The organism is Stenotrophomonas sp. EMP41, assembly GCF_047495535.1.
GTDB classification, from domain to species: domain Bacteria; phylum Pseudomonadota; class Gammaproteobacteria; order Xanthomonadales; family Xanthomonadaceae; genus Stenotrophomonas; species Stenotrophomonas sepilia.
In genome coordinates this window covers 2,433,125-2,445,217 of the sequence record NZ_CP179923.1, presented here as the reverse complement: position 1 = coordinate 2,445,217, position 12,093 = coordinate 2,433,125, and the positions used below count along the sequence as shown (strand labels likewise).

At 66.8% G+C, this 12,093-nt stretch carries 15 protein-coding genes; 9 read left to right on the top strand and 6 right to left on the bottom strand.

Annotation, left to right across the window (positions count from 1 at the left end; genetic code table 11):
• Positions 1-16: 16 nt before the first annotated feature.
• Both ACMGRF_RS11275 and ACMGRF_RS11270 read right to left on the bottom strand, forming a co-directional pair.
• The gene (locus tag ACMGRF_RS11275; RefSeq protein WP_049417243.1) at positions 17-433 is read right to left on the bottom strand and encodes an energy transducer TonB; all 417 of its coding nucleotides are present in this window, start codon (positions 431-433) and stop codon (positions 17-19) included.
• On the bottom strand, positions 430-780 hold the full coding sequence (locus ACMGRF_RS11270; RefSeq protein WP_021203009.1) for a 4a-hydroxytetrahydrobiopterin dehydratase: 351 nt from the start codon (positions 778-780) through the stop codon (positions 430-432). Before ACMGRF_RS11270 ends, ACMGRF_RS11275 begins: the two co-directional genes overlap by 4 nt.
• Before the next feature lie 90 nt (positions 781-870).
• On the opposite strand from ACMGRF_RS11270, the gene ACMGRF_RS11265 reads away from it, so the two are divergent.
• Together ACMGRF_RS11265 and ACMGRF_RS11260 are read left to right on the top strand one after the other, a co-directional pair.
• On the top strand, positions 871-1,470 hold the full coding sequence (locus ACMGRF_RS11265) for an NfuA family Fe-S biogenesis protein (protein ID WP_049417239.1): 600 nt from the start codon (positions 871-873) through the stop codon (positions 1,468-1,470).
• 10 nt (positions 1,471-1,480) lie between these two features.
• Entirely contained in the window at positions 1,481-3,241 is a 1,761-nt protein-coding gene (locus ACMGRF_RS11260) for a hypothetical protein (protein WP_180879212.1), read from the top strand.
• Positions 3,242-3,341: 100 nt separating this feature from the next.
• Here ACMGRF_RS11260 and ACMGRF_RS11255 read toward each other — a convergent pair whose 3' ends face one another.
• Positions 3,342-3,755, bottom strand: coding sequence for a barstar family protein (locus tag ACMGRF_RS11255; protein ID WP_049417235.1), 414 nt, complete (start codon positions 3,753-3,755; stop codon positions 3,342-3,344).
• Positions 3,755-4,207 (bottom strand): ribonuclease domain-containing protein, encoded by a 453-nt coding sequence (locus tag ACMGRF_RS11250; RefSeq protein ID WP_049417233.1) that lies wholly within the window; start codon positions 4,205-4,207, stop codon positions 3,755-3,757. Before ACMGRF_RS11250 ends, ACMGRF_RS11255 begins: the two co-directional genes overlap by 1 nt.
• 219 nt (positions 4,208-4,426) lie before the next feature.
• On the opposite strand from ACMGRF_RS11250, the gene ACMGRF_RS11245 reads away from it, so the two are divergent.
• Positions 4,427-5,038 carry a superoxide dismutase gene (locus ACMGRF_RS11245; protein ID WP_005410310.1) on the top strand — a complete coding sequence of 204 codons (612 nt, stop codon included), beginning with the start codon at positions 4,427-4,429 and terminating at the stop codon, positions 5,036-5,038.
• A gap of 131 nt (positions 5,039-5,169) precedes the next feature.
• Here ACMGRF_RS11245 and ACMGRF_RS11240 read toward each other — a convergent pair whose 3' ends face one another.
• Positions 5,170-6,018, bottom strand: coding sequence for an endonuclease/exonuclease/phosphatase family protein (locus ACMGRF_RS11240; protein WP_049440642.1), 849 nt, complete (start codon positions 6,016-6,018; stop codon positions 5,170-5,172).
• Positions 6,019-6,180: 162 nt separating this feature from the next.
• On the opposite strand from ACMGRF_RS11240, the gene ACMGRF_RS11235 reads away from it, so the two are divergent.
• Entirely contained in the window at positions 6,181-7,746 is a 1,566-nt protein-coding gene (locus tag ACMGRF_RS11235; RefSeq protein WP_049417228.1) for an oligopeptide:H+ symporter, read from the top strand.
• A 7-nt stretch (positions 7,747-7,753) separates the two neighbouring features.
• On the top strand, positions 7,754-8,380 hold the full coding sequence (locus ACMGRF_RS11230; RefSeq protein ID WP_049417227.1) for a rhomboid family intramembrane serine protease: 627 nt from the start codon (positions 7,754-7,756) through the stop codon (positions 8,378-8,380).
• Between the two features lie 43 nt (positions 8,381-8,423).
• On the opposite strand, the gene ACMGRF_RS11225 is transcribed toward ACMGRF_RS11230, so the two are convergent.
• The gene (locus ACMGRF_RS11225; RefSeq protein ID WP_014037806.1) at positions 8,424-8,585 is read right to left on the bottom strand and encodes a hypothetical protein; all 162 of its coding nucleotides are present in this window, start codon (positions 8,583-8,585) and stop codon (positions 8,424-8,426) included.
• A gap of 208 nt (positions 8,586-8,793) precedes the next feature.
• Here ACMGRF_RS11225 and ACMGRF_RS11220 point away from each other — a divergent pair, with 208 nt between their 5' ends.
• The 4 genes from ACMGRF_RS11220 to ACMGRF_RS11205 all read left to right on the top strand — a co-directional run bounded on the left by ACMGRF_RS11220 (position 8,794) and on the right by ACMGRF_RS11205 (position 12,037).
• Positions 8,794-9,096 (top strand): GNAT family N-acetyltransferase, encoded by a 303-nt coding sequence (locus ACMGRF_RS11220; protein WP_005417588.1) that lies wholly within the window; start codon positions 8,794-8,796, stop codon positions 9,094-9,096.
• 37 nt (positions 9,097-9,133) lie between these two features.
• Positions 9,134-10,015, top strand: coding sequence for a DUF3298 and DUF4163 domain-containing protein (locus ACMGRF_RS11215; RefSeq protein ID WP_049417225.1), 882 nt, complete (start codon positions 9,134-9,136; stop codon positions 10,013-10,015).
• A gap of 19 nt (positions 10,016-10,034) precedes the next feature.
• Positions 10,035-11,150, top strand: coding sequence for a cyclopropane fatty acyl phospholipid synthase (cfa, locus tag ACMGRF_RS11210; RefSeq protein WP_049440646.1), 1,116 nt, complete (start codon positions 10,035-10,037; stop codon positions 11,148-11,150).
• A gap of 146 nt (positions 11,151-11,296) precedes the next feature.
• A complete protein-coding gene (locus ACMGRF_RS11205) occupies positions 11,297-12,037 on the top strand; it encodes a hypothetical protein (RefSeq protein ID WP_414485224.1) in 741 nt (246 codons plus the stop codon).
• Positions 12,038-12,093: the final 56 nt, after the last annotated feature.

The window sequence follows — 12,093 nt, the reverse complement described above, 5'->3', positions numbered from 1 at the left end:
CGTCGGGTGCGTGCGATCAGCCGCCGCGGCGCAGGCGCTCTTCAATGGCGAAGCACTGGTCCGGCTTCGGCTGCGGCGGGTTGAAACTGACCGGCACCTGGATGGTGGCCGGCACCGGCTGGCCATTGCGGGTCGCGGCCTTGAACTGCCAACCCTGCACGGCGGTTTTGGCCAGTTCGTCCAGCTGCGGGTTGCCCGCGCCAGTCAGCAGGGCGACCTCGCTCGGCTTGCCGTCGGTGCCGATGGTCACCTTGAACGTGCTGGTGCCGCCCACGCCCATGCAGGCCAGTTCAAGCGGGTACTGCGGCGGCGGCGTCTTCACTGCTGCGACTTCGGTCGGCGGCGGCGGCGGTGGTGCCGGCGGTTCGGATGAGCCGCAGCCGGGCAGGCCGGCCGCAGCGATCAGGGACAGGCTCAGCAAGCGTACGTTCATGGCAGTTGCTCCGTCAGGGCCGAAGTCTTCGCCGCGCAGATGAAGTCGTTCTCGCTCAGACCGCCCACGTCGTGGGTGGAAAAGCGCACGACCGCGCGGTCGTAGTGCACGCCCAGGTCCGGATGGTGGTCCTCGCGGTGTGCAATCCAGGCCAGCGCGTTCACGAAGGCCATGGTGGCGTAGTAATCCTTGAAGCGGAAGGTGCGCGTCAGGGCCTGCCCGCCCTCGCTCAGCTCCCAGCCGGGAACCTGCGGCAGCAATTCGGCCAGGCGGGCTTCGCCGAGCTTGTGGTCGCTGCCTTTGCGTGGCACGCAACGGGCCTGGGCCAGTGGAATCAGGTCGGCCATGGGAATCTCCACCTCGTGTTGACTGAACAATGCGCCGGACGGTGTATAAACCGAATGAGCGGCTGACGCTTACTTGGCTAGAATAGCCTGATGATCCAGATCTCCGACACTGCCCAGACCCATTTCCGCAAGCTGATCGAACGCGAGGGCGTGCCTGGCATGGGCGTGCGCCTGAGCGCGGTCGACCCCGGTACCCCGCGCGCCGACGCCCGGCTGGAGTTCGCCGAACCCACCGACCTGCTGGGCGACGAGTGGGCGGTGGACTGCGATGGCTTCACCCTCTATGTCGATGCCGGCAGCGTTGGCTGGCTCGACGGTGCCGAGATCGACATCGTCGCCGGCACCGCCGGTGCCCAGCAGCTGACCATCAAGGCGCCGCGCATCAAGGGTGAAGCGCCCGGTGATGCGGCCTCGCTGGTCGAGCGCGTGCACTGGGTGGTGGAGAACGAAGTCAATCCGCAGCTGGCCTCGCATGGCGGCAAGGTGGCCGTGCAGGAAGTCTCGGCCGACGGCGTGGTGCTGCTGCGTTTCGGTGGTGGCTGCCAGGGCTGCGGCATGGCCGACGTGACGCTCAAGCAGGGCATCGAAAAGACCCTGATGGGCCGCGTGCCGGGCGTGACCGCCGTGCGCGACGCGACCGACCACGACAGCGGCCACGCGCCGTACATCCCGCGCGACAACGTCGCCTGATCGCTGACGCGTGCCTCTGACCCGGGCCGAGCAACTCATCGATCTGCTGCTGGCCCGCCAGCAGCCCCGCGCCGTCCTTGAGAAGACCACGCGCCTGCCTTATGGCTGGGCGTTGTGGCTGCGCTCGCTGGGGCCGCTGCCGCGGCCGTTGCATGCCCGCGAAGTGATTGCGGTATTGCTGCCGCGTCCGCTGCCCGCCCGGCCAGGCCAATCGCCGCAGTTGTCACCGTGGCAGGCGTTGCGCCGTCTGTTCTGGCAGGACTGGGACGCTGCGCCGCGCGACCAGCGCTGGATGCGCTGGACCTCGGCGCTGATCAGCGCACTGCTGCACCTGCTGTTCTTCATGCTGCTGCTGTGGGTGGCGGTGATCCGCACCACTGCGCCAGACGAAGAGGGCACCGACGGCGAGCGCGTGCAGGTGGAGTTCGTCGGCCGCGCGACCCAGGAAGGTGGGGGCGATCAGCCAGGCGCCGAAGTCGCTGCGGCCGCCGCGGCAGGTCGGGTTGCGACGGGGCAGCAGGCGGGCGCCGCCACGGCTCCTGCTTCGCGCCCGGCGACTGCCGAAGCCGCCGCATCGTCCCCTGCATCCGCGCCGACCGCCAGTGTTCCTCCGCCGCCAGCCGAAGCCGAGCCGGCGCCGGTTGCCGCGCCGCCGCCTTCACCGGTCCAGGCCACCGAAGTGGCGCAGGCCAGCACGGATTTCGTGGTGCCGCCGGTCAGCGTGCCGCGAACCGAAGTCAGCGTCGTGCCGCGGGACAGCACGCCCAGCGTACGCGAGCGCAGCGTGCAGCCGGTGCACGCGCTGCCGGCGCCTGCCCAGGTGCGCACCCCGGAGCTGGCCGTGCACACACCACAGGTGCGTGACATCCAGGTGCGCGAACGCGAAGTCAGCACCGTCGAAGCGCCGGTCGCGCCCAAACCGCTGCGCAGCCCTGAAATGCAGGTGCGCGTGCCACAGCAGGACGTGCAGGTGCGTGAACGTGAAGTGCAGGTAGTGGCCGATCCGCAGGTGCGGATGGCGGCGGTGGCCGGGCGTGAGCCCGCCGTACGCGCGCCCACCGGCCGTGATGTACAGGTGCGGGAGCGTGAAGTGGCCCCGGCACCGGCGGCGGCACCGGCATCCTCCAGTGGCAGTGCCACCGTGACGCCTGCGGCTGCGGCCCAGGGCAGCGCGGCGCAGACGAGCAGCAGCACGCGTCCGTCGGCCTCCAGCAGCACACCGGCAAACGCGGGAGCGCGCCCGGCCCCCGATCCCGGCAACTGGGCGACACCGGCCAAGGGCGATGACTGGGGATCTTCCAGCCGCAGCCGCGACGGCAGCAATGGCGGTGCCCGCCAGGCCAGCGCCGCCGGCAGGGGCAATGGCCTGTTCAATGCCGATGGCAGCGTGCGCGTGCCGGGCCAGGACGGCGATGGCCACGCCGAGCGCGGTGCGCCCGGGGGCGCCAACGACGGCTGGAGCAAGGAGCGCATCGCGCAATCGGGCACATGGCTGAAACGTCCACCGTACGACTACACGCCGACGTCGTTCGACAAGTACTGGGTGCCGCAGGAATCGCTGCTGGCCGAATGGGTGCGCAAGGGCATCAAGTCGATGGAGATTCCGTTGCCGGGCACCGGTACGAAGATCTCCTGCGTGATCTCGATCCTGCAGGCGGGTGGCGGCTGCGGCCTGACCAACCCCAACATGCAGGACCAGCCGGCGGTGGCGCGACCGCCGCCGGACATTCCGTTCAAGAAAGAGCTGCAGGAAGATAACGGGAGCCGGTAGGCAAGGGGCGCCACGCCTGGCAGGCTCGTGCTTTGGTAGATGCCAATCCTGGTTGGCGCAGAAGCGCCGACCAAGGTCGGCCTCTACCCAGGCACTGGCCTTACGTGCTCTGTGACAGGAACACCCAGAACGGCACATCGCGACCGACCCAATCGCGGCTGGCTTCATCCATCACGTCCAGCAGGGTGTCGAAGTCCTTCTGCGCGGCGGCGCGCAGCGCGTCCACGTCGCACAGGAACAGCGCGTAGCCGTTGGCCGGCAGCCATTGCAGATCACGCAGGTTGTCCGACAGTGCATCCCAGTTGCCGCCGAAACCGGCCGGGAAATCCAGTTGCGCGGCGAGCCGGGCGAGCAGGGTGCGCTTGTCCGTCACGCCTTCCAGGTCGATGCGGATCACCTTGAGGCTGGCATCGCGCATTGCTGCGGCCAGTGCGCCGATGTCATCGCTGTCGATGGCATAGACACCGGCATTATTGATGTCATGCAGGCCGAGGCCGAAATCATCGTGGCTCATCATTGCGCTCCCTGGGCCGGTACGGTGAAGCTGCGGAACGATTCGTAGTGGTCGTCGGTGTAGTACCACGCCTCCGGCGGATCGCCGCCGGTGACGATGCGGCGCGTGCCACGCGTGCGTGCACCGGGGGTGTCGACGGTGTACTCGCGGTAGTAGCCACGCGGACGTTGCGGCAGTTGCTGCTCGCGGTTGCCGAAGGTGGTGCCATCCTGACGGTGCGGGAACGGGCCGCCACGCTGGATCAGGGCGATGGTCGCGCGTGCTTCGGTGGGCAGGAACGCGGGCAGGCCGTTGTCCCCTCCGGGCGTGGCCGTGGCAGGCGCCCGTGTGGTCGGTGTTCCCTGCAGGTCCGGTGCGAACTGTGGCGTCGGCGGCCGCTGCAGGAAATGGTTGGCGACCAGGCCGAGCAGCAGCAGGGCGATGGCGGTGATCAGCAGCCGGGGGTTGCGCATGGGCAGGGGCGGGCGAGGGTGGTGCACGCACTGTAGCGCCTGCGCGCTGCATGGTGCATGAGGGCGGCGCCGCGTCACTGCTGCGTAACAATTGCCGTCGTGCTCACTGGCAGGACGCAATTTCCTTTACATCCCCCTTGGTAATCTGATGGTCTGTCCCCATCATTCACCGCGCACCGCCCGACATCGTCGGGTGCCCTCGCAATCAGGAGATGCATCATGGCCTACACCCTGCCCAAGCTGTCCTACGCCTACGACGCGCTGGAGCCGCATATCGATGCGGCGACGATGGAAATCCATCACACCAAGCATCACCAGACCTACATCAACAACGTCAACGCGGCGCTGGAAGGCACCGAGTACGCTGACCTGCCGGTCGAAGAGCTGGTGAAGAAGCTCAAGTCGCTGCCGGAGAACCTGCAGGGCCCGGTGCGCAACAACGGTGGTGGCCATGCCAACCACTCGCTGTTCTGGACCGTGATGGCTCCGAATGCTGGCGGCAACCCGGTGGGCGACGTGGCCAAGGCCATCGACAAGGACCTGGGCGGTTTCGACAAGTTCAAGGACGCCTTCACCAAGGCGGCGCTGACCCGTTTCGGCAGCGGCTGGGCGTGGCTGAGCGTGACCCCGGACAAGAAGGTCGTGGTCGAGAGCACCGGCAACCAGGACAGCCCGCTGATGGAAGGCAACACCCCCATCCTCGGCCTGGACGTGTGGGAGCACGCGTACTACCTGAAGTACCAGAACCGCCGCCCGGAATACATCGGCGCGTTCTTCAACGTCATCGACTGGAATGAAGTCGAGCGTCGTTACCAGGAAGCGATCGCCTGATCGCGGTGACGGGATGAGTGGAAAGGCCGGGGGAGACCCCGGCCTTTTCTGTTGCAGGACTCATACGGTAGTGCCGGCCGCTGGCCGGCAATCGTGTGGTCCCGAGGGAGCCGGCCAGCGACCGGCACGACCTATTCGGCGGTGGCCGTATCGTCCTGCAGGCGCAGGGTTGCCAGCACGCCCAGGCGCAGCTCGGGCAGGTCGCCGTCGGCGGGCAGCAGGATCGGCTGCTGGCGGATGCCGCCGAAGTGCTTGACCTGGAACAGCACGTCCAAGCCGTGGCCACTGGCGCCGCCGCCACTGGCCGCAGGCGGCTCGGGGCGGCCGCCGGGATTGCGCCGTGCCGGCTGGAAGCCGGGCGTGCTCCGCACCAGCTCCACCGTGCTGGCCGAAAAGTCGCCCGCGATCAGGCTGGGCATGCCTTCGGCGGTGGCGTCGATCCAGGTCATCAGGTCGCTGGTCTGGTGTTGGCGGGCGGGGGCCTCGTCCGGGTCCGGGCGCAGCCGCGCCACATAGATGTTGACCAGCGCCTCGCCCAGCTTCAGCCGCATCATGCCGGCCGCACTGAAGGTGCCGGGAGGATGCAGCAGGGTCACGCCGTCCTCGCTCACCGGCAGTCGGGTCAGCATGGCGTTGCCATGGCGCAGTGGCTGGCTGGGTGGGTCGGCGGTGACGAAGTCGCAGCTGTAGCGCAGCCGGCTGGCCAGCCAGCAGGCCGGGTTGCGGCCTTGCTGCTGCAGCACCTGCTGCACCGAGATCACGTCCGGCTGCAGGTCGGTCAGCAGTTGAGCGACCTGCTCGCGACGCTGCTTCCATTGCGCGTCATCGCGGCTGGGCAGCTCCAGCGCGGCTACCGTCAGCTGCCGAGGTTCGCTCTCACTGGCAACGGCGGCCGGCGCCTGTGGTCGTGCCTGCGCCTGCAATGCCAGCAACAGCGCAAGGCAGCTGAGCAGGAGGCGGGCGGGGGCGAGGGGGCGCATAACGATAAGTTTACGCTTTTGTCGTGCAGGTGCCGTGACTTCCGGCAGGGCCTGCACTGCCTGCCATGGATTGGCACCGTTGTCATGCAGCCCTGCAGCGTGCTTCGCAAGCCCTGGTTCCGGTAACCTTGCGCCTTTCGCTTTGCAGGAATGCCTTACAGGATGAGCCACGACGCAGTCGCCCCCATCGCCGGCCAAGGAAAGATGCCGCGCCAGATTCCGTACATCATCGGCAATGAGGCCTGCGAACGGTTCAGTTTCTACGGGATGCGCAACATCCTGGTGCAGTTCCTGATCACCTCGCTGCTGCTGCAGGAAATCACTGCGGAAGGCCGTGCTGGTGAAGCCAAGGACATCATGCACAGCTTCATGATCGGCGTGTACTTCTTCCCGCTGCTCGGTGGCTGGCTGGCCGACAGGTTCTTCGGCAAGTACCACACCATCCTCTGGTTCAGTCTGGTCTACTGCGCCGGCCACCTGTGCCTGGCGCTGTTCGAGAACAGCCGCGAGGGCTTCTTCCTCGGCCTGGGCCTGATCGCGCTGGGTGCCGGTGGCATCAAGCCGCTGGTGGCCTCGTTCATGGGCGACCAGTTCGACCAGAGCAACAAGCACCTGGCCAAGATCGTCTTCGACGCCTTCTACTGGATCATCAACTTCGGCTCGCTGTTCGCCTCGCTGCTGATCCCGCTGGTACTGAAGAACTGGGGTCCGCAGTGGGCGTTCGGTATCCCGGGCATCCTGATGTTCATTGCCACCTTCGTGTTCTGGCTGGGCCGCAAGCGCTACGTGCTGGTGCCGCTGCCGCCGAAGGATCCGCATTCGTTCGCCAACGTGGTGCGCACCGCGCTGACCACGCGCGTGGCCGGCCAGGGCCGTCCGGGCCTGGTGATCGCCGTGCTCGGCCTGGCGCTGGCTGCGGCCTCGTTCGGCCTGGTCGGCTCGCTGGGCATCGTGATCTGCCTGTGCCTGGCGCTGGTGTCGATCCTGGCGGGCATCGGCGGTGGCACCTGGCTGCAGCTCGATCGCGCCCGTGGCCAGCATCCGGCCGAAGCCGTGGAAGGCGTGCGCTCGGTGCTGCGCGTGCTGGTGATCTTCGCGCTGACCACGCCGTTCTTCTCGCTGTTCGACCAGAAGGCCTCGACCTGGGTCCTGCAGGGCCAGCAGATGCAGATGCCGAACTGGTTCACCGCCTCGCAGATGCAGGCACTGAATCCGCTGCTGGTGATGATCCTGATTCCGTTCAACAACCTGGTGCTGTACCCGGCCCTGCGCCGCTTCGGCTTCGAGCCGACCGCGCTGCGCCGCATGACCGCCGGCATCGCCTTCAGCGGCCTGGCCTGGATCGTGGTCGGCGGCATCCAGGTGGTGATGGACGGCGGCAACGCCATGTCGATCTTCTGGCAGATGCTGCCGTATGCGCTGCTGACCTTCGGTGAGGTGCTGGTCTCGGCCACCGGCCTGGAGTTCGCCTACAGCCAGGCGCCGCAGGCGATGAAGGGCGTGGTGATGAGCTTCTGGAACCTGACCACCACCATCGGCAACCTGTGGGTGCTGCTGTCGAACGCTGCCGTGCGCAACGATGCCGTGACCCACAGGATCGCCAGTACGGGCCTGAGCGAAGCGGCGTTCCTGATGTTCTTCTTCGCCGGTTTCGCCTTCGTCGCGGCGTTGGCCTTCGGTTGGTACGCGAAACGCTATCGTATGGTCGACAACTACCGTAGCGCCTGAGCCTGACATGACCCCCGTCAATCTGCTGCTGATCGCCATCACCGCCATCCTGTCGTGGATGGCGTTCAACAACCGCAAGCTGGCCGATCGCCTGATCCTGTGGCCGCCGGCCGTCGACCGCCATCGCCAGTACGACCGGCTGGTGACCTATGGCTTCATCCATGCCGACTGGTCACACCTGATCTTCAACATGATCACCCTGTTCTTCTTCGGGGGATTCATCGAGAGCGTGATGGTGCAGCTGACCGGCAGCTACCTGACCTACCCGGCGTTCTACATCGGCGCGCTGCTGGTCTCGATCCTGCCCAGCTACCTGAAGAACCAGAAGAACCCGAACTACCTCAGCCTCGGGGCATCCGGTGCGGTGTCGGCGGTGCTGTTCGCCTTCATCCTGATCAAGCCGTGGTCGATCATCCTGGTGTTCTTCATCCCGGCACCGGCGATCATCTACGCCGCGTTCTACGTCGGCTACAGCATCTGGATGGACAAGCGCGGCGGCGATCGCATCAACCACAGCGCGCACCTGGCAGGTGCGGCGTTCGGCGTGATCTTCATGCTGGCCATGCAGCCGAGCATCTTCAACCACTTCCTGCGCGAACTCTCCAACCCGACCTTCCGCCTGGGCGGCGGTTGATGCGGGTGGCGGGGCGGATCGGGTCCGATCCGCCCCGGCCGGGTCAGGCCGCGGTCTGCTGGCCGTAGGTATCCAGCAGGCGGGCGAACACTTCCTCGCCGATGCGCTGGAAATCCTGATCCTCGGTCTGCCCTTCCACCGCCAGTTGAAGCAGGCCCTCCAGCAGGGCGCGGTCGGTATCGGAATGGGAATTGCTGGCGTGCATGGGAGCCTCCACGGTGGTGCGCATGGTCAACGGTCGCAAGGGTCGTGCCAGCCTGGCCGTACCCCTCCATAGGCGATAGCGGCCGGCCCGCCTCCAGCTTGAGGGCTAAAACTGACGTGAATGGACTGGACTTGCCCCTGTTCAGGCTTCACGCGATCATGGCGCCCGGCTGCGCACCATCCACGCAGTCGCCGCAGGAGACAGTTCCATGGCTTCGGTCACGCCCCCCGGTCTGGCCTACGAGGTCGAACACGACCTGGCCAACCACCGCTTCACCGCCCGTGTGCGAGGACAGCTGGCGGTGCTGGACTACCAGATCAAGCGCAAGCGCATGGTGATCACCCACACCGAGGTGCCCGAGCCGATCGCCGGCCGTGGCATCGCCGGTGAGCTGACCCGCGTGGCACTGCGTTTCGCCCGCGAGCAGAAGTACAAGGTGGTGCCGGCATGTTCCTACGCCGAGGCTTTCCTGCAGCGGCACGAGGAGTACCACGACCTGCTCGTTGGCTGAATGCCAGCGGGCCACGCTTCAGCCATGGCAGGCGATGATGTACAAACATGAACAGGGGATCCCGATGAAGATTGGAAACAACCGGCCACTGCACGGCAGCGTGCTGGCCGGCGTGGTGGGCGTGCTGTTGCTGGCCGGTTGCCAGCGTGAAAGCGAGCCGGCGCCGGCGACCGACGCGGCGCCCGCCGCCGAAGCCACCGCCGCCGGCGAGACGCCGGCCACGGAAGCGCCGCTGGACCTGCGCGACGTGATCGAGAACAACGAGCGTGAGGTGGTGGGCATCAGCTACCCGGCGGGTATCGACCGCTACCCCGGCCTGGCGCGCGCGCTGCAGGACTATGCCACCAGCGCACGCAGCGACCTGCAGCAGGCGCTGGACGGGCTTGGCAACGACAAGCCGACCATGCCCTACGAGCTGTCGCTGAGCTTCGAGAAGCTGCTGGAAACGCCGCAGCTGGTGGTGGTCAGTGCCGATGGCAGCCGCTATACCGGTGGCGCCCATGGCGAACCGCTGGTGGCGCGCTTCGTGTGGCTGCCGGCGCAGCAGCAGATGCTCAGCGCCGACAAGCTGGTGGCCGATGCCAAGGGCTGGAAGGTGATCAGTGAGTTCGTCGCCGACCAGCTGCGCGAGCGCGTGGCCACCCGCCTCAGCGGCGAGGACATGGACCCGGCCCAGCTGCAGGAATCGCTGCGCAACGCATCGCGCATGATCGCCGACGGGACCGGCCCGCAGGCCGACAATTTCAGCCAGTTCCAGCCAGTGACCGACGACAAGGGGCAGATCACCGCGCTGCGCTTTGTGTTCCCGCCTTACCAGGTGGGTCCATACTCGGACGGCACCCAGACCGCCGATGTGCCGGCGGCGGTGCTGTTGCCGCACGTGGCCAAGGACTACGTGGAGCTGTTCGCACGCGGTTGAGCGCAGTCGAGGAGGTGGCGTGGATACAGGGTTGCAGGAGCGGGTCGCCGGCCTGCTCCACGAAGCCGGGGTCCGCATCGGCGGCACCCAGCCACAGGACATCCAGGTGCATGACCCGCGCTTCTTCGCGCGGGTCATGGGCCAGGGCTCGCTCGGCCTGGGCGAGAGCTACATGGAAGGGTGGTGGGATGCGAACGTCCTGGATGAATTCCTCGTCCACCTGATGCAGGCGCACCTGGATGAACGGGTGCACGGCTGGCGCGAAGTGGCCGATGCGCTGAAGGCGCGCCTGTTCAACCTGCAGGCGGGGCAGGGCAGCTACGAGGTCGGACGCCGTCATTACGACCTGGGCAACGATCTCTACCAGGCCATGCTCGGCCAGCGCCTGGTCTACAGCTGCGGCTATTGGCGCAACGCCGATGATCTCGACGCCGCACAGGAAGCCAAGCTCGACCTGGTCTGCCGCAAGCTGGGCCTGCGCCCGGGCCAGCGCGTGCTGGACATCGGCTGCGGTTGGGGCGAAGCGCTGAAGTTCGCCGCTGAGCGCTACGGTGTCAGTGGCGTCGGCGTGACGATTTCGCAGGAGCAGGCCGAGTTCGCGCGGAACCTGTGCGCGGGCCTGCCGATCGAGATCCGACTGCAGGACTACCGCGAGCTGGACGAACCGTTCGATGCGATTTTCTCGATCGGCATGTTCGAGCACGTCGGTGACAAGAACTACGCGGGCTTCTTCGAGGTGGCCAAGCGCTGCCTGTCGCCGCGCGGCCTGCTGCTGTTGCACAGCATCGGCACCAACATCTCCCGGCATCGCACCGATCCGTGGATCGCGCGCTACATCTTCCCCAACTCGATGCTGCCGTCGGCAGTGCAGATCACCAAGGCGTTCGAAGGCCGTTTCGTGCTGGAGGACTGGCACAACTTCGGCACCGACTACGACCTGACCCTGCAGGCCTGGCGGCGCAACGTAGAGGCGGCGTGGCCACGGCTGGATGCGCGCTACGACGAGCACTTCCGCCGCATGTGGCGCTTCTACCTGGCCGGGTCGATGGCCACCTTCCGCTGCCGGCACGCGCAGCTGTGGCAGCTGGTGCTGTCGCCGGAAGGCGTGCCGGGCGGATACGTGGCGCCACGCTAAAGGGTGCGCGGGGGGGGTAGAGCGGGCCGGATGCGACACTCACTGACGCCAAATCCGTGTGTTGCACGGTCTGCTCCGCGCGTGGGCGTCGTCGACGCTAAGCTGTTGGGTCGGCGGGATTACCGCATTCCTGAAGGCGTTGCAGCATGGGTTGGGACATCACCTACCATCCAGTCGCGGATTCGGAGATCCGTGACATCTATTTCCGTGCGCTGCAGGACGTGACGCTGGTCGAGGCGCTGCAACAGCGGTTCCGGATCGAGCCGTTCTACATGGAGCAGTTGCAGGAACGCATCGACGAGGCCCGCGCGATCAGCGCCGAAGTGCCTTTCGAGAAGGGGCACGCGTTGTACCTGGCGATCGTGGCCGGTCACCTGCGCCGGTATCATTACCTTCGCGGGAGCGCCCTTTCGTTCTTCATCGACGACCCAGTGATTGCCCGTTATTTCGCGGACTGGCGGCAACTGGTGCCGCCGCAGTGGGCGGACGCCGCTGCCGGAAACCACCTGCGCGAGAACTACGGTGGTGGTGTCTTCATCACGCATGACCGGCTGAAGCAGATGCGCGCGGACTACGGCGGGGACAATGAACTGCGTGCGCGTCTGGACGAGCTGTTTTCCGATGGTCGACTGGCCGTGTTCTGGAGCGTTGTCGATGATGCCATCGGCAAGGAATGCGGATTGCTGGAAGCAAGCGAGGTGGTCGAGCCGAACCCGATGGACCTCAATGCATCGACCAGCATGAGCAATCTACTCAACTGCGCCCCCGATGGCGCGTTGCTGTACGCGGAGGCCGCCGCGGCCCAACTGCAGGAGTTCCTGGGCGCCCATACCTCTCCTGCAGTTGCTCCAAAAAGCCGATGGTGGGAGCGGCTGTTCCGGCGGTGACCGGAGATCATCCACGGATGGATGGGATCTACCGGGACTGCAGTAGATCCACGCCA